Source organism: Ruminiclostridium josui JCM 17888, assembly GCF_000526495.1.
GTDB classification, from domain to species: Bacteria; Bacillota; Clostridia; order Acetivibrionales; family DSM-1351; genus Ruminiclostridium; species Ruminiclostridium josui.
This window is the reverse complement of the sequence record NZ_JAGE01000001.1, coordinates 2,839,889-2,863,530: the sequence shown is the minus strand read 5'-3', so window position 1 is coordinate 2,863,530 and position 23,642 is coordinate 2,839,889. Positions and strand designations below refer to the sequence as shown.

Below are 23,642 nucleotides of genomic sequence, written 5' to 3'. Positions count from 1 at the left end.
ATTATATTGTTCCGCCTTCCATTTCCTCTTCAGCAGCTGCTGCCTCTCCTTCTCCCTGTATAGCCCAACGGAAGGTTTCAACCATTTCTGCAACCTCGGCAATTGTTGTAGCCTCCAAAAGCTTGGTCATTGGTATCTGAATATTGAATACCTTACTTAAATCTGATGCAACGGCGGCAGCAATCAGTGAATGGCCCCCAAGCTCAAAGAAATCGTCGTGTATTCCCAGTTTTTCAAAGCCAAGAACCTTCTTCCAGTGCTCCGCAATTATTTTTTCAACCTCACTTGAAGGTTCCACATAAGGTACATCCAAATCGGGACGAGGCCTTTTGCTAAGCTTTTCAGAGCTGTCCAAATTACTCTCAGAGAGTTTTTCTGAACTCTTTAACAACAGAGGTGAAACTTTTATTTTCCCTTCAAATTCAGAGCATAATTTTTCAAGTTTTTCTTTGAACAAAAGCATTTCTTCTATTTGATTTATCTTAGGGGCATGTGTTTCTGAGCCTAATGTGTCTTCATCCAGCTCTATAGATACGGAAATGCTTGCTTTACTGGATTTCGCAAGCAACTTCTCATCTATTTCGGATTTATCAGAAACCGGGAACTCCTGCTCCCTTTTCTTATCAGTTCTTACACCAGGTTCAATCCAATATCGCTGTCTTTCAAATGGATATGTAGGCAGTGGAATACGGTGCCTCTTTTCTTCTTCATAGAATTTATTCCAATCAACTTTTGCCCCGTAAACCCAGACCTTTCCCATACATTCTATAAATGCCTCAGAGGAACTTTTGTTTTCAATCTGAACTGAAATCAAAGAAGTTCCGGCTTCTGCTAAAAACCTTTTACCATTACCGATTTCAACAAAAATCCTTTCATCATCAGAAAGAATTTCCTGCAAGCCTTGGGCTGAAAAATTGCTGTTGCGCTGTTGTAACCAGTAATCCGTACTTGTTGCCAAGGAATCATCCATCCATTTTCCCCTCATAGACGATACAAATGGTATTTGTGGTACATTTAATGTGACTTCCCCTAGAATTTCCGGAAAATCTTTATCTTCGGAAGCAGTAATTCTCAATACATCTTCAAGGCTCAATACTTCAGAAATACATGCGGCAACATATTCTCCTGCACCTTCCCCTATCATACTTTCAGGTTTTAAACCTGACTCTATAAGGAGTTTTGCCATCGAATACTGTGCAACAAAAGTTAATGATCTTTCAATGTTGTTTTCATTTGCAGTCCTGTCTGAATTCAGTAAAGTTCTTATATCAATACCCAAAATGGACACTAGATAGTCGGCACAGTAATCCACAGTTTTTCTGAACTTTTCTTCAGTCTTGTACAATTCGCCCCACTCATTTACGTATTTAACATCTCCTGGAAACATAAATACAACCGGCCTGTTCTTGTGTTTCTGAAAGTACGAGATAACATTACAACTGGCGGAATTATTTAATTTCTCTTTTAAATCTATAAGGTCTTTACAAACTACAATTCTACGGTGATTGAAGCTTCTTCTACCTACATGATGTGTAAATGCTATATCAGCTAAATTTAAGTCAGGATTCTTATTTATATGTTCAACAAGGTTTTGTGTCATTTTTTCAAGTGCTGTTTCTGTCTTTGCTGATAGTGAAATCAACTGATAAGGTCTTTTTGATTTTTCCGATGGTTGGACGTCAGGAGCTTCCTCCAAAATAACATGTGTATTAGTGCCTCCGATTCCAAATGAGCTGACACCTGCTCTTAGTGGAAAACCTTCTGTTTCCCATTTTGAAAGCTCGCTATTTACATAAAATGGACTGTTTACAAAGTCTATCTTAGGGTTTGGCTCCTGGAAATTCAGGCTTGCCGGTATTATCCTGTGTTTCATTGCTAGTATTGTTTTTATCATACTAGCCACACCGCCGGCATTTACTAGATGACCTATATTTGTTTTTACCGAACCTATTGCACAGAACTCCTTTTTATCTGTATATGCTCTGAATGCCTTGGTCAAAGCAGCTATTTCAATAGGGTCTCCCAGGTTTGTTCCTGTTCCGTGAGCATCTATGTATGTAATTGTTTCAGGATTGACACCTGACATTTCTATAGCCTCAGCAATACATTCAGCCTGACCGTCTACATTTGGAGCAGTATAGCTGTTTTTTGAAGAACCGTCATTATTAATGCCTGTTCCTTTTATAATTGCATGTATATAATCTCCGTCAGCAATTGCATCCTCAAGTCTTTTTAATGCTAAAATGCCCAGTCCGCTTCCGCTTACCGTTCCATTGGCTTTGGAGTCAAAGGCACGACAGTGTCCATCTGCAGAACCTATACCGCCTTCTTGATAAAAGAATGCCTCATTTCTTGACACTTGAAAGCTGACGCCTCCCGCCATAGCAATATCACATTCAAAGTTGTTAAGACTCTGACAGGCATAATGAACTGCTACCATAGATGATGAGCAAAGAGTGTTGACATTTACACTTGGCCCCATAAGGTTCATTTTATAGGACACCTTTGTTGCAAGGAAATCCTGTCCGTTTGCTATCATTATTTTGAAGGAACCCAGACTTTCAACCAGTTCTGGATTGGAATACAGGTTTCTTACCATGTATCCGCTTAGGTTTGCACTGGCATAGACTGCTATTCGTCCGTCATACAAATCAGAATTATATCCAGCACTTTCAAGTACCTCCCATGCACTCTCAAGAAACAAGCGGTGCTGTGGATCCATAATTTCTGCTTCTCTTGCAGAATAATCAAAAAACTCGGCATCAAACATATCCATTCCGTCCAAAATAGCGTCAGCTGCAACAAATTTTGGATTATCCAGCAGATGTTCGTCTATACCCATCTTTACAAGGTCATCATGTTTGAAAAATTTTACAGACTCCACACCATTATAAAGATTTTCCCAGAACTCCTCCGTATTATTAGCCCCTGGGAAGCGGCCTGCCATACCTATTATGGCTATTGCACCATCCAAGGAGTCATTTTCTTCAAAATTACTCATTACTGTTTCTCCCCCCTCTTTATCATCATCCTTTGCTTTCTTTGCTTCAGTCTTTCCTGCTGTTTGCTGACTCTTTCATTTATTCGTTTAAAGCTTGGCTTTTCATTCTGATGGTTTTCACCCTCAAGCTTTGAAGCCAGAAGTGCTATTGTATTGTATTTATATAAATCAACAACGGCTAAATCCGTAGTAAATACTTCTTTGATATTTGTGTGCAGTTGTACCAAAAGGAGAGAATCTCCTCCCAGTGCAAAAAACTCATCATGTATTCCTACCCCATCTATGCCAAGAAGGTTTTGCCATATCTGCACAAGCCTTTTTTCAGCCTCGCTTTTTGGCGCAGAATATGCATTTGGAAGGTCAGGCCTTGGATGCAGTGATTTTTGTTCATCCTTTTCAGCAACCATATTACTTTTTTTATTTATATAACCTGCGTTTGCAATAGCTTCTTTAATCTCTTTGGTTGATACAATAACCTGGTTGTTAAAATACTGTCCTGACAGTATTTTTTCAAAGGCTTTTCTTCCTTCGTCTACTGTCAATCCCGAGTCCATAATATTGTCTCTGTTTGAGCTACTAATTAAGCTGTCATATACTTGTATGTCTTCCGTAAAAGAATTTGAACTCCGACTTCTGTTTTTGATGTTTTCACTATTCTCTTCCGAAATTTGTCTCATTGAGAAATTCTTTATTTCAATGAGCTGTACACCTTTTTCATCCAATACATCAATATCGCAGGTTATTATTTCATTTGGTGAATTGTATTCGTCCTTTAATGTTATATTTGCATAAATTTTTTCAGGCAGTTTTTGTTTTACAATTATCTTCTCGTATGAAACAGGAAGAAAATTTCTTTTGGATGTTAGTCTAACCGAACCGGTCGCAACATCCAAAAGTGAAGGATGTATATTAAAGTACTTTAAATCATCTATAAATTCCGGGGACAGTTCTATCTCTGCAATTCCTTTTGTCCCATGGAAGCCAAACCTTTTCAGTGTCCTCCACCTGTCCCCGAAAGTTATAAATTCTTTAATATCTTTATTAATGTTTTCAAATTTTTCTTTATTAAATATGTCTGCTGATTCAGAAATATCAATCTGTTTATATTCCGAATCAATTGCAGCTAAAATCTTTCCATGTGCATGTTCTCTCCATGGATTCTCTGCCACATTTGAATGAAGTCTGCTAATTATTTTGAATTCATAATGTCCAACCTTTTTTTTCAATATTGTCAAAACGTCCTGTTCTTCATCCTCTCTAACTGCCATTGGAGTTAAAAAGGTAACATCTGATAATTCAACTGGTGTATCTCCATTTATATCTGCATAAGCAGCTCTAGCCATTTCAATATATGTAGTTCCTGCTATTGTAGGAATACCCATCACAAGATGTTCACGTAGCACCCAGTCCTTTTTAGGATTGAATCGTGATAAATATATGACTTTATCCGAAGATTCAGATATCTTTCTTTCCAGCAATGGATGAATCGGCTTTGTATCGGAATTTCTAAGAACTTTATTATCCTTGGCCATACCTACTCCGGGCCATCTGTCCCAGTTGATTGATACAAAGCGTGTTCCGTATCTAGAGTCATGGGCAGTTGCAAATGCATCCATAAAATTATTAGCTGCACTGTAATCTACTTGTCCAAAACCTCCTGTTATGGAGTTAAGGGATGAACTCATAATAAAGAAATCCAACTTGCAGTCCTTTAGTACCTCATACAGTACCTGTGTTCCCGTAACTTTTGGTGCAAATACATTTTCCACAAAGCTCTCTTCCTTTATCTGTATCATGCCTCCTCCGGGATTTCCTGCTGCATGAATTACACCGTCAATGCTGCCAAAGCAATTCTGTACCTGCTGACGTATACTTATCATTTCTTCCATATTGTCAACATTTCCACGGTAAATGAGAATTTCTGAGCCAAGTTCTTTTATTCTTTTTAAGGTTCTTATTTTTGTGGAAATTGGGTCATTTTCTCCCTTCTCCTTTAACCAATCATTCCACTTTTCAATGTCAGGGAATGATGAGCGTCCAACAAGGACAAAATTTACTTTTTCTGTCTCAGCAAAGTATTCTGCCAAAGCCAGTCCGATTCCGCCCAATCCCCCTGTTATGAGATAAGTTCCTTTATTCTTTATTTGAAGTACAGGCTTTTGCGTATTTTGGATTTCCATTTTATCAAAGCTTTGAATTAATCGGCTTTCTCCTCTGTACGCTACTGTTGTATCCCCAGAGTCACTATAGGCTTCATTCAAAAGCTGCTCCAAAAGCTCCCTTTCAAATGGACTGTCATTTTCACAAAGTATAAAATCCACACTTCTACACTTGATATTTTCATATTCTTTTGGAATTACTCTACAAGGACCTAGTACCAAAGCTTTTTCAGGATACAGGACTGATTCACCGAACACCTTTTGCATACTGTTTGTGAGAACAATAGTATTAATTTCTTTATTCAACGACTGCTTTCCCAATGCTTTTGCAAGAAACAGCATACTGTAGAAAAGGTCCTTGCCTCTGTTTTTATTGGAAATTCCCAGCATATTTATAATTCTGTCCGGTACTTTACCTTGATTTTTCAGTTCTGTCAGCAATATATCATAGTCCTGCTGCTGTTTTGGATTAGCTACAATGACATTTGCCCCTGATTCTTTTAACAACTCTATAAATTTATTTTCAAAGTTATTTTCTTTAGCTAGTACCAGTATGAATTTTATATTTTCAGGCAGTGTCACCTCTGATGAAATATTGTAAACTGTTTGTTTCCATATAGGTGCGTAAAAATATTCATTAATATTCTTACTTTCTGATTTTTTTGATTTTGCCCAAAAGGATTGACCTTCAAAGGGATACACTGGAAGACTAATCTTGCTTCTATTCTTCCCTTCATATAAACTTATCCAATCTATTTTTTCACCTTGCAGCCAGAAAATCCCCAGTTCTTCCTCTGTATACTCCTTCAATTTTTCCGGATTATAACTTATGTCCTTCTTTATATGGCCTGCATATATTAACTTATCATTTTCTATAGCTTCTATGGCTTCTTCTCTAGTGTCACAAACAAGTAAGCACCTGTATTCAAACTCTCTTCGACCTAGCTTCAGTGTGTATGCTGCATCGTTCATATCTATATTAGGATTTTCTTTTAAATGTAATGCAAAGTTTAATGTTATTTTCTTTAATGCACTTGGAGTTTTAGCTGAAAATATCAATAAATTTCTTGATTTTACAGGAGTTACCTTTCTTTTTGATGGTGCTTCTTCTAAAACTGCATGTGCATTTGTACCTCCGATTCCAAATGAGCTTACTCCTGCTCTTCGGGGTATCCCGTCAGTTTTCCATTCGGAGAGTTTTGCATTTACATAGAAATGTCCGTCTTTAAAATTACACTTTGGATTAGGCTTATTAAAATTGATGCTTGGGGGTATTTTAGCATTCTTAAGGGCAAGAACAGTTTTTATAAGGCCTATTACCCCTGATGCCGCATCCAAATGGCCTATATTTGTTTTGACTGAACCAATTGCACAATAATTTTTCTTGTCAGTTTTTTCACTGAACACCTTTTCCAGTGCTTCTATTTCTATAGGATCTCCAAGTGGTGTCCCTGTTCCATGGGCTTCAATATATGTAATTGTTTCAGGACTTACTCCGGCTAATTCCTGTGCCTTTGCAATAACTGCCGCTTCACCTTCAATTCTGGGAGCAGTATAACCTACTTTCAGAGAGCCGTCATTGTTGACTGCAGTTGCCTTTATTACTGCACAGATATTATCCCCCTGTGCTATGGCATCCTCCAGCCTTTTTAGAACAACTACTCCGGCTCCGTTCCCGCCTACAGTACCTTGTGCTTTTTCGTCAAAGGCTCTGCAATGTCCATCAGGTGACAGTATCATTCCTTCTTGATACAGATAACCTGTTTTTTGCGGAAACCGTATACTTACGCCTCCAGCCAGAGCCATATCACACTCTTTATTCAAAAGGCTCCTGCAAGCAAGATGTACCGCAACCATGGAAGATGAGCAGGCTGTCTGAACAGTTATTCCGGGGCCTTCCAGATTTAGCTTGTAAGCTACTCTGGTGGCAAGAAAATCTTTATCGTTATTTATCATTATCTGGTAATTGTTTGCAACATTACCATAGTCGCTGTCTTCTGATAGATATTTTATATATGTATTCATTCCTACGCTGGCAAAAGTTCCTATTGCTCCGTTGAACCTTTCTGAATCACAGCCTGCATCCTCTATCGCCTTCCATGCTTCTTCAAGGAATATTCTCTGCTGAGGATCCAGTATTTCCGCTTCCCTTGGATTAAATCCGAAAAACTGTCCATCAAATTTGTCAGCGTCCTCTAAAACACCCCAAGCCTTCACATATTCCGGTTTTTTTAATAGTTCGGGTGCAACTCCCTCTGCTATTATCTCTTGGTCACTGAAATGAGTTATTGATTCCTTACCCTTACAGAGATTTGTCCAGAACTCATCTAAATTCCTTGCACCCGGCACTCTTGCACTCATTCCTATTACAGCTATATCATTGCTTTGTAAAGAAGCCGTTTCAGGCATAATTTTTTTGCTGTGTATAGCAGTTGTTTTTTTGCCCAACCTCTCTTCCAGATATTCTGACAGTGTGTTGACTGTAGGATATTTAAATAAATCAATAACTTGTAAATCTATATTCATAGTTTTGGCTATTTTACTACGTACTTTTGCCAAAAGGAGTGAGTGTCCTCCCAAGTCAAAGAAGTTTTCATTAAGCCCTATGTTTTCTCTGCCAAGAACTTCTTTCCAGATATCTGATACCGTTTGTTGTACCCCATTTGACGGCTTTATCATATCTGAGTTTGAGCTAGAAGTAGTTTTTTCAGGTATTGGCAGAGCTTTTCTGTCTATTTTTTTGTTTGGTGTCATTGGGAAAGAATCAAGCTTAACAAAATATGAAGGTATCATATAATCAGGCAATCTTTCCCTAAGATAGGCCCTTAAGCTACCAGTATCTATTTCCATTGTCTTTGGGATTACATAGGCTATAATAGCTTTTTCTCCCGTAAATATTTCTCTGCATACAACTACACTTTGACTTATCAAAGAATTTTTGTTTAAAAGTGTCTCTATCTCACCCAGTTCAATTCTAAAACCTCGTATTTTGACCTGATGATCCTCACGGCCTACAAACTCTATATTTCCATCAGGCATAAACCTGACAATATCTCCTGTTTTATATAGTCTGGAGCCTTCCTCTCTGCTGAATGGGTTGGGTACAAATTTTTCTTGGGTCAATTGAGGAAGCTTTAAATATCCTCTGGCAAGGCCTGCTCCACCTATATATAGTTCTCCCGGAACCCCTACAGGAGTTGGATTCATTTCATTATCAAGTATATATACCGTTGTATTTGCAATAGGCTTTCCAATGGATACCGGCCCTACTTTTGAATCCAAGTGCATCATGGTAGACCATATTGTAGTCTCAGTAGGTCCATATACATTCCATAAGCAGGAACATCTGTCCATGAGCTCATTTGCTAAATCTCTTGGCAGTGCTTCTCCTCCGCAGAGTATTTTAAGATTGCTGCATCCCTGCCATCCTGCTTCCACAAGCATTCTCCATGTGGCAGGGGTTGCCTGCATAATAGAAATATCATGTTTCTCCATTAATGATATAAGTTTTTCTCCGTCAATTACTTCATCTCTTCCTGCGATTACAACTGAAGCACCTGTTATTAATGGAAGCAGCATTTCTAGGCCTGCAATGTCAAATGACAGAGTGGTTACAGCCAAAAGTCTGTCCTTCTCACTTAAATTTGTACTTGTACCCATTGAGAGCAAGAAGTTAGTTAATGCACGGTGTTCAATCTGAACACCCTTGGGATTTCCAGTGGAGCCTGAAGTATATATTACATATGCCAGATTATCCTTTGTCGCTCTGTTTTTAGGTTTTTCAGAACTTTGCTCCGATATTTCCTTCCATTGTTCACTGATGCAAATAACTTTTGCTTTATTTAAAGGTAGTGTATCCTTGATTATAGTATCAGTTAAAATGATAGGAACTTGTGCATTATCCAGCATATACTCCAGCCTGTCCTTTGGAAATACAGGATCCATAGGAAGGTATGCTCCACCTGACTTGTGGACACCTACTAAAGCCGTAAGCATATCTATGGAGCGCTCCATATAAATACCTACTATGGTTTCAGGACCGACTCCCTGAGATACAAGATAATTTGCAAGCCGATTAGCTCTTGTGTCAAGGTCACTGTAGGAAAGCTGTTTGTCTCCCTTTACTACAGCAACGGCAAGGGGGTTAGTTGACACCTTGTCCTCAAAAAGTCGTATCCACAAATCACTTTCAAAATCCACATGGGTATTGTTCCAGCCTTCCAGTATGGTTTTACTCTCCTCTGAACTTAAGATATTAAACTTGTTGATTTGTGTTTCGAAATTTTCAGTTAAATTCTCCAATAAATATGTGTAATGTCCAGCCATTCTTTTTATGTATTCTGCATCAAATAAATCTGTATTAAATTCAAAGTTTACTTCTAGGCCCTCCCCACTGTCGTTTATATCAACAGAAAGGTCAAATCTCGATGTGTCACCCTCTATATTAATACTTGAAATACTCATGCCAGACAGCCTTGCTTCTGGTACAGGTGTATCCTGGAGGTTGAAAAACACCTGGAAGAGGGGATTACGACTCATATCGCGTTCCAGATTAAGTTCTTCAACAATTTTTTCAAAAGGAACATCCTGATTAGAGTATGCTTCAAGGGTAACATTTCTTACATTTCTCAAAAGTTCACGAAAACTGTTATTTCCGCTGAAAGCTGTCCTAATGACCAGATTGTTTGTAAAGAACCCTATCATTGGCTCCAGCTCTGAACGGTTTCTGTTTGCAACAGGTGAACCTATGATTATGTCCTCTTGTCCTGTATATTTAAAAAGTAAGACCTTAAAGGCTGCAAGTAGAATCATATAAAGTGTGGCACCTTCTTGTTCCGCACTTCTTTTTAGTTTTTCACACAACTCATCTGAAAGGCTGCAATGGAAGTTGGAGCCTTTATAGGTTTGTACTGTAGGCCTTTGCTTTGAAAAAGGCAGTTCCAGTACAGGAAGCTTTCCGCCTAGTTTTTCTTTCCAATAGACAAGCTGTTTCTGTATAGTATTTTCCTTGTATCTGTCTATTTGCCAGCAAGCATAATCCGAATATGTGATTTTTAAATCCGGCAAAACATAATCTTCATTTTGCAGGTATGAATTGTATAAAGTTTCCAATTCTTTTAGCAGTACCTTGAAAGACCATCCGTCAAATACTATATGATGAGCTGCAAGAACCAGAATATATTCGTCTTTTTCAAGTTGAATCAATTTCCCTCTTATAAGAGGAGCCTTACTCAAGTCAAAAGGACAGCTTATTTCTTCTTTTGCAAGAGCCATGGCTTTTTCTCTTCTCATCTCTGAAGGAATTCCTGTGAGATTTACAAGAGGTAAATCCATATGCACTCCTTCCCTAATAGTCTGTACAGGCTGTCCATCATCTTCAAAAAAGGAGGTTCTCAAACTTTCATGTCTTTCTATGATTGTATTAAAGCTCTTCAAAATCAAGTCATACTGTAAATTTCCCTTTATGTTAAGACCAGTATATAACATGTATTGGGAGCTGTTTTCATTTAATCTATCGAGAAACCATATCCTCTGCTGAGCATATGAAAGTGGTAGCGCACCTTTCTCCTGTAAACGCTGTATTCTATTTTCATCTTCAGTTATTTTATCTGATTTTTCAACGATTTCAGCAAAGACATTCAATACAGGGTTATCAAACAAACTGGTTTGCTCCAATTTTACTCCAAACTCTTCTCTTATCCGAGAAATTGTTTGAGTAGCCTTCAATGAATCTCCACCCAATTCAAAAAAATTATCCTTTATGCCTATCTTCTTTACGCCCAGTACCTCTTGCCATATTCCTACAAGTTTTGCCTGTATTTCATTTTCAGGCAAATCAATTGCTCTGCTGTCTGCTTCTGTTTTTAGCAGTAATTCTATTTCATCCTTTAAGTTGTCAAACTCACCATTAATATATCTCTCACGTAACTTATAACGTTGTACTTTTCCGCTGGTGGTTTTGGGAATACTTTTTATTGGAATTACATGAGATACTTCAATTCCCATTCTCTCACTGATTAATTTTTTCAGAATACGTACTGTTCCAATAAATTTATCTGCCTTCATTTTAAACAAAACAAATAGTATCAATTCGTCTGACTTGATTTGCTCATTGAATGCTCCTACTGCAACAATCTTTCCTAGTTCAATTCCTTCGGCTTCCTGTGCAACACGCTCAATATCATGTGAATAGTAGTTTTGCCCCTTTACAAAGATTACATCTTTGGCACGTCCTGTTATAATAAGTCTTCCATCCCTCATAAAGCCCAAATCACCTGTATTTAACCAGCCGTCTTTGGTTATTGCTTTTCGGGTTGCTTCCTCGTTATTGTAGTAGCCTGATGTAACATTGGCACCGACTATGCATATGTAACCTATTTTGTTTTCGCCAACATCATTATTGTCTATATCGCATATTCGAACGTTGCAATCATATATGGGATATCCTTCATCTGCAAAACTGCAGCCTCTTGGGTCGTCCTTGCTGACTTCTCTTACAGTGTCTCCTATATTCAGGTAATTGCGGTCTAGGGTTATAAACCTCATTTCATCACCAAGTCGTGGAAAGGTAACTGCAATAGTTCCCTCTGCCAGACCGTATACAGTGTACATAGAATTTCTCTTCAAACCATATGGTGACAGCTTTTCTAGGAATTCATCACACAATTCATATGATATGGGTTCTGCACCATTGTAAATTAATCTGACACTTGACAAATCCCAGTCCTTTATTACCTCTGGCTTAAAAAAGGTAAGAAAATGTTTGTATCCGAAATTAGGCGAATATAATAGTGTAACTTTGTGTTCACTGGCTTTTTGTATCCACAATGAAGGATGTCTTATAAACAGTTGTGTCTCGATATTATATTGGTTTATACAAGCAATTACATCTTTTATATGTGTACCTATTAGACCCATATCATGAGTAAGGGGCATCCAGTTTAGACCTGAATCCTCTGAATTTATATTTACCCAGCGTATTACAGCGCCTATATCATATAGAACATTTCTGTGGGTGATTATTACGCCCTTGGGATCCCCTGTAGAGCCTGATGAAAACTGAATGAATGCAATGTCATTTTCCTGGGCTTCTGCAATTTCTCCTAAATATTCAGTTTGTCCTATATTCTCCATGCTTAAAGTTCTTTCTTGCATTATGTCGACTTGTTCTGATAAGCCGTTTTTATCTCCAAAGTTTTTGAGTCTTGCAAAGAAGTCACTAGAAGCCAGCATTTTTGGGTTTTTTAATATATTCCATATCTTAAACAGCTTTAGCTTGTGTTCATCGTTTGTCCCTGTTGTAACCGGAACTGGAATCATCCCTCCAAGTATACATGCCCAAAAGGCAAACATGAATTGTCTATTATTATCTATCTGGAAAATGACTTCGTCACCTTTTTTAAAGCCTGATGCCTGTAAACTGTATAACAGAGATCTTGCTCCATGGTATAACTCACCATAAGATACAAAATGTTCTTCCGTTTCACTTAGTATAAATGTGATACCCTTGGCTTTTTCATTCTGTCTTGAAACAATTAAATCTACCAACGTTTTAAAAGCATACATACTTTTCAACACCTCTTAAACTAATATTACTGAAACACTGATATTTTCTCAAAAACAGGTTTATCAGGCATTTCCAACGTATTTCTCGGAAAGAAATATACTTCCAATGAAAAAGTATCCGGTTGAAAAACAGTCATACTCAATGTAGCTTTAGTATACAAATACCTTGTATCCAATAAAGCTCTTGGTGAACCTTTGGTATATGTCATAATTTTTTTGATATCCTCAGGAGTAAACTTTGATTGCCCTCCTGACAACTGTTCTTTTATGTATTTCCATCTTCTTGTGTTAAACTTATTTCGGGTATGGTTGTCTGTGCTGCCCTCCAGAATAAATGAATTTACAGAAGCAACTGCGTCTTTTATTCCCCATTCAACACCTTTATTAAGTCTCGATTCATCAGTTCTTACGGCTCGCCTGACTCGTTCTGTCCCTGTACCTCTTCCACTGAAATTGTTCTCAAGAACTTTACTCTCATCAGAGTCAGAAAATACAATCAAGTGATTTACCGCATACTGTTTACTTTCGTCCTTCATAAAATCAATGGTTTTTTCCATCTTGTCGGTGTTTTCCAATGCATATCTTAAATCTAATGGATAAGACCTTTTCCCTGCCGACGAGTATGCTGCTCCTGATGTTGATTCTTGAACCGCAGCAAATATCTTTTTGTCATTAAATCCGGTTATTATACCCATAAATCCCATATACCCAATGGAGCATATACTTCCTTTTGCATTTTTCATTGTAATAACCGCCTGAATTCTTGGTAGTTGGTTCTTGTTTCCTCCATACCAATCAAGAATTCTTCCGGTAATGGTTTTACCCGTTGTACTCTTTGAGCCAAATACTGATACAAAACTGCACTGTGTAGACCTGATAACATCAAGGAATAAATTGAACATATAAAACTCGTCTTTTGATATTTTATTGTCTCCCCTGACATTTTCGTCACCGCCGGAAAACACTTCCGACATACCTTCAATTTCTTCTCTGTATTCTTTATCAATCTGTGTTTTTAAATCATCAACTCTCCAAAAAGCTTCTCTATATTCACTATTAAAAAGGTTTTCGGCTATGTATGAATCTACTAAAGCTTCATAATCAGGTACAACCGAGAGTATTCCTCTGGCAAATTCTCTTCCTATTTCTTTGCGACTTAATCCTTTTGTAAAATCAAGTGATACATCGAAATAATTTCCTTTATCTGTTATGGTGACACCGTTTCCCTTATAAAAGGATGCACCTTTTGTGACTGATATTTCCTGTGAGCATGCAGTCTGAAAAACTAATAATATAATTAATAACCCTGCAATTAACTTTTTCATTCCGACTCCCCCATTACACGTTTACCGACATAGTACTGCTTACTAACTTTCCCATGTCCATTTTGATTATCTTATCCGCCTCATCAAAATATCTATCATCATGGGTTATTGCTATTACTGCTTTTCCTCTTGCTTTGAGCTCCGGGAGAAGTGTTTTGTAAAAAAACTTTCTGAATTCAGGGTCCTGGTCGGAAGCCCATTCATCAAAAAGATATGCTGGGCGATCCTCAAGATAGCTTACCAATAGGGCAAGTCTTTTTCTTTGTCCTGAAGACAGCTTAAGTGTACTAAATTCTCCGTCCTTTATCTCAACCTTACTGTCTATTCCAAGAATTTTAAGATATCTTTCTATATCACCAAGCTTGTTCTTGTATTCAATTCCATACAACTTTTCAAAAAGGTGATAATCGCTGTATACTGATGAAAAATAGGCTCCCAGTTCTCTTGAATTTACTGGCTCCCCGTTGACTAATACCTGTCCTTCATCAGGCATGTACAAACCTGTTAAGAGTTTTGCAAAGGTGGACTTTCCGCTGCCATTGCCCCCCATAATAAAAACTATTTCTCCGAATTTAAAAGTATAATCTATAGGGCCTACTGAAAATGATTCACCGCTTTCGTTTTTATATGTGAACTTCACACCCTTAAATTCAATTGTGAGATTTTCTTGGTTGGTTTCAATTTCAGAATCCGTGTAATCCTCATCTGCTGAAAGGCTGTCGGCAAAACTGTTTATTCTCTTCCAGCTTACTACCACTCTCATACATGTAGGAACAATGGCAAAAAGTGCTTCATTTATTATTCCTCCCATATATAAAAGGACAAGTATAAAATTTTGCAGAGTTGCAATTTGTATGTCAAAAAGTATTGGAAATGAAAATACAATAACTCCAATTACTCCTGTATAAAGAATTTCTCCCAGTATGGTGACATTTGTAAATTTAAAGTCCCCTGCTATTCTAGAGTCTCGGTAAGCCTCACAGCTTACCTCTATATCACGTCTGAAACCCATACGTTTTTTTGCATTGATATAAAGCTCCTTAAAGCCTTCCACAAGGTCATTTATGTTTTTAAAGAAAGTGTTCTGAATACTTCTGTTTTGTTCAAAGAATTTTTGAGCACCGGATACAGCCAGTTGAAATACGCATATTGTAACAATTAAAACAATGAGGAAGAACAGAGTTCCTTTTTTATCAAGAATTGCAAGGTATATGAAACAGGTAATCAGTGTAATAACCCCTGTTATCCCCGCAACCAGATGTCCTACAAAATTGCCGATTGTTTCAGTGTCATTATTTAGTGCTGCATAAACACTGCCGTCTTCAAGAGATGAAAATTTATTGTAAGGCGCTTTTAATATCTTGTCTATTATCTGAATACGCTTTTCGAATATTATATTATTGGTAACAGATATCAATTTTTTTCGTACAATCATGGCTGCTACTGTAAAAAGTAGAATTCCGCATATAAAAAATATGTATAGTCTACTTTCTATTAAAGCCCATTTTTCTACGTCTCCAGCAAGTATTCCAAGTGCTCTATTTATTATAAAAACTACTATGGAATTTCCTATGCCGCTGATTATACTTAGGGTTATTACCATAAAGTAAGGTTTGTCATTTGGTTTATAAAAAAATGATGTCAGTACAAAGTATATATACAGAATAGAAATTACAAAGCTTAAACAAATTATAACTTTTTCAACATTATCAGGCCCTATCTTCTCCAGACTGTTCCATGATGACCCAAAAAAAAGTATTTCCGGTACATTGTAAAGGCAATATCCTATACTCCCCATAAATGCAAGAGACAGTACAAAATTAATCAGTCCTTTAAATCCTCCGCCCTTAAAATACCTTTGTCTACATACAATTTCATTTGTCGAAATAACAATGTAGAATATGGTTATTAAAGACACAACGGCTGAAATACATAGAATTGCCAAAAACATGCCGTCACTTATCATTAACTCCTACACCCCCCGATGTAATAACGCACTCATACCCTTAAAGTGCCATTATATCCTCTATTATTTATGTTCCCTCCGATATGTTTAAAATAGGTGTGGTGTTAATTGGTTTGGTGCTGATTATAAGAGTTTATTGGTTTGGTGGAACACAATATGAATACATATGTTATTATATAAGCAGTGGGTTAGTTTTTTATGGAATTATTAAAGAAGGATTTATGAAGAATTTATGAAAGATTATTGAATGATGTCTTTTAGTTCCATATTTACCTGTTTATTGCAAACAGGGTATTTGTCAGAAGTGTAAATTTTCAGACATTCCGTGTATTCCTCAATTGCTCTAAGGACATATTCACGTTTATTGTTGACCAAGGTTGACAATACTTTGTAAATATCACCAAGAAATTTATGTATTTGAGCGTATTCCAGCGGATAGCTCTCTACAGTCATTACAGTAAGTGCTTTTTCATAAGCAGCTTCAGCGTTTATTGCATTAATTTTTTTGTCTTCAATCAATGCTAAAGATTTGCAGACATTGCCCAGATTATATTGCAGTAACGCCCACATTTCTTCATTCTTCTCTTTGTTAACTTCTTTTAGGAGTACAAGGTATTTATCCTGTGCTTTAATAAAGCTTTCAACAGCCAACTGATTTTTTCCAAGGGAATAATAAACCATGCCGATATTATAATCTGTTAAAGCACTCTCTAGACCAGTGGCGTCCAAACAACCTGATTTTTGAATTTCGGCATAGATATCCGAAGCAGCCATCAAATCAGCTTTTTTTCCCGTTGTCTCCCATGAATTGAAATAAGCATTTGCAAGATTATTCAAGATAATTAAATAGTTATTACTGTGTTTATCAGATGAATAAATTCTAAGTGCATTTTTGTAAGCAGCTATAGCATTTCGATTGTTATTTTCTGCATCCTTGATTCCGGAAAGAATATTATATGCATTTCCCATATTATTTGTAACATGTGAATATATTTCCGGATTTTCTTTTTCTGATATGTTTTCTAAAATGTTTTTATACTTTCCAATAGCCTCCAAGGGCTTTTTTGCACATAAAAGCATGTCAGCATCATCTATCTGGTCATATACGGTTTCTATTCCATATGGCTCAAATATATTTACAATTATACCGTCTCCGACAATTATAATGTTTCCCTGACCGCTGACATTTATATTCCCAGTGTCTTCGTTTGAAAGTACTATCAGGTTATCCTTCCTATCCCATCTTACTTTTGCTCCAAATTCCTGAGCAATAAATTTACTGCTTACATATGATATACCTTTTATAACAACAGGAGGATTGTTTTGTATAATAGCAGTTCCGTTAAGTGTAGCAATTTTACTGCCTATTTTTATTACAAGTGTATTTTCTCCTTTAATCGCCCGCACAGACTTACTCTTTGAATCCCATGTGATTTTCCATCCAAGTGCTTCAAGTACGGGTTTTATTGGTATATATGGTTCTTTTTCTATTATTATCGGCTGTGTTTCAAAGTCAAAAGAGGGAGTTTGTACTGTTTTTATATTTTCAGCGTATATCATTACAGTGCCTGTCCACATAATCATAAGAAAAGCAATTATTATAAGCAGTTTTGCCTTCACAGTAACATTCCCCCTTTTAACTCTACTTTTATTTGATTAAATCTTTATTAATCTGTGTTATGTATACTTTTATTTCATCCAATTCAGCATCATTTTTTATATATTTTATAGCTGAATTAAAATGTTTCAGCGCCTTTTTCAGATTTTCCTGTTTATCTCTGGTTTCCGATATTTCAAAAAAGCAAATACCAAGCTGTTTTTGGATTTTTGCATACATTGCAGGATTATCTTCTTCCGGTACCAAGTTTTCAGCCCTCTGATAAGCTTCTATTGCATTTAATAAGTTTTCTTCCCTATTCTTAAGCGTTGATAAAACATAATACATATATCCTATTTCCGTATTAATTCCCGGATCAAAAACAGTACCATGTTCATCAGTGCAGTAACCTTCCAGTTCCTTATAAATTTCTTGTGAATTCTTTATTATATCTTCTGAGCCCTTTAGTTGCGCTAACCTAACGTATAATGCAGCCTCATTTGCTATGACCTCCATATAATAGCCTGAATAGTCCTCCAAAGTATACACTTTTAATGCCTCCTTACATGCCTCAAGACCTTTGTCGACTATTTCCTCGGAGGGGTTTGCATCGGCAATTGCAGTACATAAATATCCTATACAATATTGTGAAAATGCATAATCCAATGGGTATTTATCCAAGGTGTAGACTTTCAAAGATTCCTCGTAGCAGTCAAGGGTTTTTGCCAGATTTTCTACCGTATCTCTAATCTCAGACATTGACCAATATGCTGAGCCCATATTTATTACTGTATCTGCATATCTTATGGGATAATCTTCATATGTGTAAACTTTTAAAGCTTCTTTAGAAGCATTAATTGATTTGTTTATAATTTCTTCATCATCCAACACATCTCCTAAATTCATATAAGTATATGCCAGATTGCACTGTATTAAAGCGTAACTTAAAGGCTGCTTTTCCAATGTATTCCCCATAAGAGCATCATTGTATGCTTCTATAGATTTATATAAGTTATCCATCTGAAAAGTCATTGAGTACAAAGCTCTATAAGCGTTTCCTAAGCTATTCTTTATGTTTGCATAATATATGGGATAATCCTCAAATGTAATTATATTTAGTGCCTCATTATACATTTCAATAGCCTTTAAAGTATTTGCCTCCTTATCGCTAATATCACCGAGGCTTTTGTAGCATGTTCCCAAATAATAAGTATTTATTGAGTAATCAAAGGGATACTTGCTATAAGAATATACTTTCAGGGCCTCTTTATATGCACTTATGGAATTTAAGAGATTATCCCTTTTTGAGTTAAGACTTGAAAGTTGGTAATAGACTGTTCCAAGCCTACACTGTGCATTGGCATAATTCAAAGGATATCTTCCTATTGTAAGAATCTTCAGGCTCTCATTGCAGGCTGCTGCTGCCTTTGTAAGATTTTCCCCTGAATTCCTCACCTCTGAAAGCTTGATATAAGCATAACTGAGGGACATATTGGTTATAGCAAAGTTAACAGCATTCTTTTCCGGGGTAATAACCTTCAATGCTTCATTGTATGCTTTAATGGCCTTTAGACTGTTTTCTTCACGATCTCTAATATCAGACAACTTAACATAGCACTGGCCAATATTGTATTGTGCATATCCATATTCATTGGGATATGTATTTACACTGCATAGTCTCAAAACCTCGTTGAATTCCTCAAATGCCTTAGATATGTTTTTATCCGAATCTGATAACATTCCTAGTTCCGTATATATTAATCCTAATGTATTATGTAATTTAATATATGTCTGAATGTTCTCCTGAAGAGTAAAGTATTTTAAGGCCTCATTGCAATACTCTATAGCAGTTTCAAAGTTTTTTTGATAGTTTTTAGAACCAGCCAGAATTAAATAAGCAGAAGCAAGATTGTTTTGTATTTGAGCATATTCTCTTGGATATGAATCCTTACTGTAAACTTTCAAGGCATTTGCATATGAATCCAGAGCTTTTGATATGTTTTTTTCAGTATCTCTTATCTGTGCCAGAATAACGTATGAATATGCTAATCCATTTTGGGCAGCAGCATATACATCAGTGTTTTTTTCAGGAGTACTGACTTTTAGAGCTGCCTCATATGCCATAATTGCTTTTTCTGCGTTGTCCTCCTCGTTAACAATAGCCGCAAGCTTATTGTAAGCATTACCAATATTCACCTTGGTTCTTCCGTATTCCTCAGGATTTTTTGAGCTTGAAATATTCTCAAGAACTGTTTCATAGATGCTTATAGCACCGGTAAAGTTATTGTTATCCAGAAGCTTATCAGCATCATCTATCATATCGTTAATTTCGCTAACTCCATATTTGTTTGTTATGTTTACCAGAATATTATTTCCTACAGCGATTACACATTCGTTAGAATTTTCAATATCTATATTGATATTATTTTGGGAGCCAGATATGTATAAGGTATTTTCCTTACTTTCCCATTTAACAATTTTGTTTAGTCCCCTTTCAATTATCTGTACTGGTACATATAACCTTTGTTTATACACATATGAAGCTACAGCGAAAGTAATTTTCTTGCCATCTACTGTTATTTCCCTGCTGCCTATCTTAGTAGAAAGTAACTTGCGATTCTTTACAGCCTTAGCTGTTTTTGTATCTTTATCCCAACTAACATCATAACCAAATAAGGTCATTGTTTCTCTAAAAGGTACAAATAACTGCTTATTTACAAGTTGAAGAGGCATTGCAAATTCTATGGGTTCATTGTCAATTCTGATTTTAATACTATCCGAATTTGCCCCTATAGAAGTTATCTGCGCTATTATAATTAGCGCAAAAGTCAGTATTCCTAATAATTTTTTCATTATCATTCCTCCGGCATTTATTCTTTCTTTCCCATACTTTTTTACATGTTTTACTGTCCTGGAGGTATAAATTATGCTGCTTCAATTATGAATTATAAATTATTTTTTACTTGTATCAGTAGCTTCAGATGGAGAAGCCTCTGTCATCGATTTTGAGGGAGAAGGTTCTGAATTTTCACTATCACTTTTGTTGTTATTAATTATTATGTTGTTACCTACACCTATGTTTAAATCAGAGCTTCCTGATATATTTATATTTATATCGTTATTTTTCTGTTCAGTTTGAGTATGTATATTATTATTTGTTGATGGCTTGTTTATAGTTTTTTCTTTTGATTTATCCACATTAGCAGGACTTTTTTTCTGCTTCTTTTGGTCGTTTTCCGAAACTTCACTTGTTTTCTTTTCATTTGTGTTCTTTGCATGCTCTGTTTTTTCTGAATTTGCAGAAGTATTCCTCTGAGTTGCTTTTGCAGTGTCAATTGTATGATAAGCAGATTGTGAGGATTGAGTATTGGTTATGTCGGATGCTACATTTTGATTGTTCCTACCTGCCTGAATAAATGTATAACTTAAAATAGCAACAACAATAATTACGGTTAAAACACTTCTCGCTTCTATGAACTTTTTTGCACCCCCTACTCTACTTTTGGGTATCAAATTGATTTTACTGTTTTTTAGCACAGAATTTTTTTTACTTCCTGTTTTTTCCTCATTACTTTTATTTTTTGAAATCTCAAGGTCAAACTTTACAATTCCTTTATAGCCCCCCTCTATTCCCTTTTCAATATCCAAATTATATTTATCACTACTTATGAGCTTTTCTGTGAATCCGTCATTTGTGTTTACATCAGGTACGTCATAGGACCATGTAGTACATACATTTAGAGATTCTTCGATAAATTCACCAAAATCTTTTATTTCAATAAGCATTTCTTTTATTTCTTCTGAAATTGAAGAGTAGTTAATTATCGTTTGAATTTCTTTTCTAATCATTTTACGCTGTACTTCACTGGACTCTTTTACTGCAAACTCTACAATTTTGGATATATCTTCTGATTTAATATCTGCTTTGTTATTTTTCCATTTAGATATTATGGAAACTTCTTTAAGTAAATATCTATCTGCTAGTATATTGGCATTTTTTTTTGTTATTTTAAACAAAATACCCAGTATGTTTTTAAGATTAAAATAAATATCTTCCATACTATACTCCTATAGGTTTTTCTATTGGGAACTTTTTAAGTTTAATACATTTATTAATATTTTACCATATAATATCTAATATTGTAATCAAATTACATACACTTTTAGCGACAAATGACAAAAAAGGATATTTTGTTGTATATACATTGATTATATGGTATTATTTGTATGACTTTTAGTTTTGTCCATGGAGGTGATAGGTGGATTTAAAGTAAAATTAAAGGTTCTTGTAAGTACTTTTCTCATTTATATATTCCAATTCACAACTTTCATTCCCTAAAATATTTAATCTCTAAAAGAGAAATGTATCAGTATTTTTATTTTATTTGGGAGGAAAAAGTATGAAAAAAACAATTAGTGTATTTCTTGTGTTAATAATGTTTTTGACATTATTAACACCATCAGTTTCAAAGGTTTCAGCAGCAGAATCCAATGTGGCAGACCCTGGTGATGATTGGCTGCATGTTGAAGGTACAAATATTGTAGACAAATACGGCAATAAAGTATGGATTACAGGTGCCAACTGGTTTGGTTTCAATTGTCGTGAAAGAATGCTTTTGGATTCGTATCACAGCAATATTGTGGCTGATATCGAAATAGTTGCGGACAAAGGAATTAACGTTGTCAGAATGCCAATTGCAACAGATTTGCTATATGCATGGAGTAAAGGTGAATACCCTGCTTCTACGGATACAAGCTACAATAATGCCGATTTGGAAGGATTAAACAGTTGGGAATTGTTTAATTTTATGCTGGAAAACTTCAAAAGAGTTGGTATCAAGGTTATTCTTGACGTACACAGTGCCGAGACTGACAATATGGGACATAACTACCCGTTATGGTATAAAGGCGCCATAACAGAGGATGTCTTCAAAGCAGCATGGGTTTGGGTAGCTGACCACTTCAAAAACGATGACACTATTATTGGATTTGATTTAAAAAATGAACCTCACACAAATACCGGTACTTTGAAAATAAAATCTCAAAGTGCTATCTGGGATGACTCTGAACATGAAAACAACTGGAAAAGAGTGGCTCAAGAGACAGCTCTTGCTATACTGAAGGTTCATCCTAATGCGTTAATTTTTGTTGAAGGCGTTGAAATGTACCCTAAAGATGGTTTATGGGATGATGAATCCTTTGATACAAGTCCATGGACCGGTACTAATGATTACTACGGTAACTGGTGGGGCGGTAACCTCAGAGGTGTAAAAGATCATCCTATTGATTTAGGTCCTTATCAAAAGCAGCTTGTATATTCACCTCATGACTACGGTCCTATGGTTTTCGAGCAGGAGTGGTTTAAAGGAGATTTCCCAACTTGTGATGATGCTACAGCAAAGAAAATACTATATGAACAGTGCTGGAGAGACAATTGGGCTTATATTATTGAAGACGGAATAGGGCCTCTGCTTATAGGTGAATGGGGGGGCCTCACTGAAGGAGCAGACAAGCTTCTGGACGCAAATAAAAAATATCTCAGAAGTATGAGGGATTATATTTTAGAAAACAAGTACAAACTCCACCATACTTTCTGGTGTATAAATATTGACTCAGCAGATACAGGCGGACTTTTCACCCGTGACGAAGGAACTCCTTTCCCTGGTGGAAGAGACCTGAAGTGGAATGATAATAAGTATGATAATTATTTATATCCAGTACTGTGGAAAAACAGTGAAGGTAAGTTTATCGGTCTGGATCACAAAATTCCTCTTGGAAAAAATGGCGTATCCATTGGCAGTCCTGATGATCAGCCAACCATAAAATATGGCGATGTTAATAAAGACGGTGAAATTGATGCTCTTGATGGTATTGCATTGAAGTCATATATTTTGGGTATAAATCAGAATATTGACACACAAGCAGCTGACCTGAACAAGGACAACTCAATAGATGCTTTAGATATGCTGATTTTGAAAAGGTATATATTAGGCCAGGTAACTCAATTACCTGTGGAGTAATATAAGAA

8 protein-coding genes are annotated in these 23,642 nt (G+C 36.2%); 1 reads left to right on the top strand and 7 read right to left on the bottom strand.

Going from position 1 to position 23,642, the window contains the following annotated elements; all coding sequences use genetic code 11:
* Position 1 precedes the first annotated feature (1 nt).
* From K412_RS0112920 to K412_RS0112890, 7 genes are all read right to left on the bottom strand, one after another.
* A complete protein-coding gene (locus tag K412_RS0112920) occupies positions 2–3,001 on the bottom strand; it encodes a type I polyketide synthase (RefSeq protein ID WP_024833507.1) in 3,000 nt (999 codons plus the stop codon).
* Positions 3,001–12,726 (bottom strand): non-ribosomal peptide synthetase, encoded by a 9,726-nt coding sequence (locus K412_RS0112915; RefSeq protein ID WP_024833506.1) that lies wholly within the window; start codon positions 12,724–12,726, stop codon positions 3,001–3,003. Before K412_RS0112915 ends, K412_RS0112920 begins: the two co-directional genes overlap by 1 nt.
* 26 nt (positions 12,727–12,752) lie before the next feature.
* A complete protein-coding gene (locus K412_RS0112910) occupies positions 12,753–14,051 on the bottom strand; it encodes a C45 family autoproteolytic acyltransferase/hydrolase (RefSeq protein ID WP_024833505.1) in 1,299 nt (432 codons plus the stop codon).
* A 13-nt stretch (positions 14,052–14,064) separates the two neighbouring features.
* A complete protein-coding gene (locus K412_RS0112905; protein ID WP_024833504.1) occupies positions 14,065–16,017 on the bottom strand; it encodes a cyclic peptide export ABC transporter in 1,953 nt (650 codons plus the stop codon).
* A gap of 240 nt (positions 16,018–16,257) precedes the next feature.
* Entirely contained in the window at positions 16,258–17,637 is a 1,380-nt protein-coding gene (locus tag K412_RS0112900; RefSeq protein ID WP_024833503.1) for a stalk domain-containing protein, read from the bottom strand.
* Positions 17,638–17,665: 28 nt separating this feature from the next.
* Positions 17,666–20,467, bottom strand: coding sequence for a stalk domain-containing protein (locus K412_RS0112895; protein ID WP_024833502.1), 2,802 nt, complete (start codon positions 20,465–20,467; stop codon positions 17,666–17,668).
* A 99-nt stretch (positions 20,468–20,566) separates the two neighbouring features.
* Positions 20,567–21,673 (bottom strand): hypothetical protein, encoded by a 1,107-nt coding sequence (locus K412_RS0112890; protein WP_024833501.1) that lies wholly within the window; start codon positions 21,671–21,673, stop codon positions 20,567–20,569.
* Between the two features lie 341 nt (positions 21,674–22,014).
* Here K412_RS0112890 and K412_RS0112885 point away from each other — a divergent pair, with 341 nt between their 5' ends.
* Positions 22,015–23,634 (top strand): cellulase family glycosylhydrolase, encoded by a 1,620-nt coding sequence (locus K412_RS0112885; RefSeq protein ID WP_024833500.1) that lies wholly within the window; start codon positions 22,015–22,017, stop codon positions 23,632–23,634.
* The last annotated feature ends 8 nt before the right edge of the window (positions 23,635–23,642 follow it).

What these genes read in the sequence shown, in the direction of transcription:
- K412_RS0112895 (WP_024833502.1), bottom strand. Translation starts at nt 20,467, where the DNA reads ATGAAAAAATTATTAGGAATACTGACTTTTGCGCTAATTATAATAGCG.
- K412_RS0112910 (WP_024833505.1), bottom strand. Translation starts at nt 14,051, where the DNA reads ATGAAAAAGTTAATTGCAGGGTTATTAATTATATTATTAGTTTTTCAG.
- K412_RS0112915 (WP_024833506.1), bottom strand. Translation starts at nt 12,726, where the DNA reads ATGTATGCTTTTAAAACGTTGGTAGATTTAATTGTTTCAAGACAGAAT.
- K412_RS0112890 (WP_024833501.1), bottom strand. Translation starts at nt 21,673, where the DNA reads ATGGAAGATATTTATTTTAATCTTAAAAACATACTGGGTATTTTGTTT.
- K412_RS0112905 (WP_024833504.1), bottom strand. Translation starts at nt 16,017, where the DNA reads ATGATAAGTGACGGCATGTTTTTGGCAATTCTATGTATTTCAGCCGTT.
- K412_RS0112920 (WP_024833507.1), bottom strand. Translation starts at nt 3,001, where the DNA reads ATGAGTAATTTTGAAGAAAATGACTCCTTGGATGGTGCAATAGCCATA.
- K412_RS0112885 (WP_024833500.1), top strand. Translation starts at nt 22,015, where the DNA reads ATGAAAAAAACAATTAGTGTATTTCTTGTGTTAATAATGTTTTTGACA.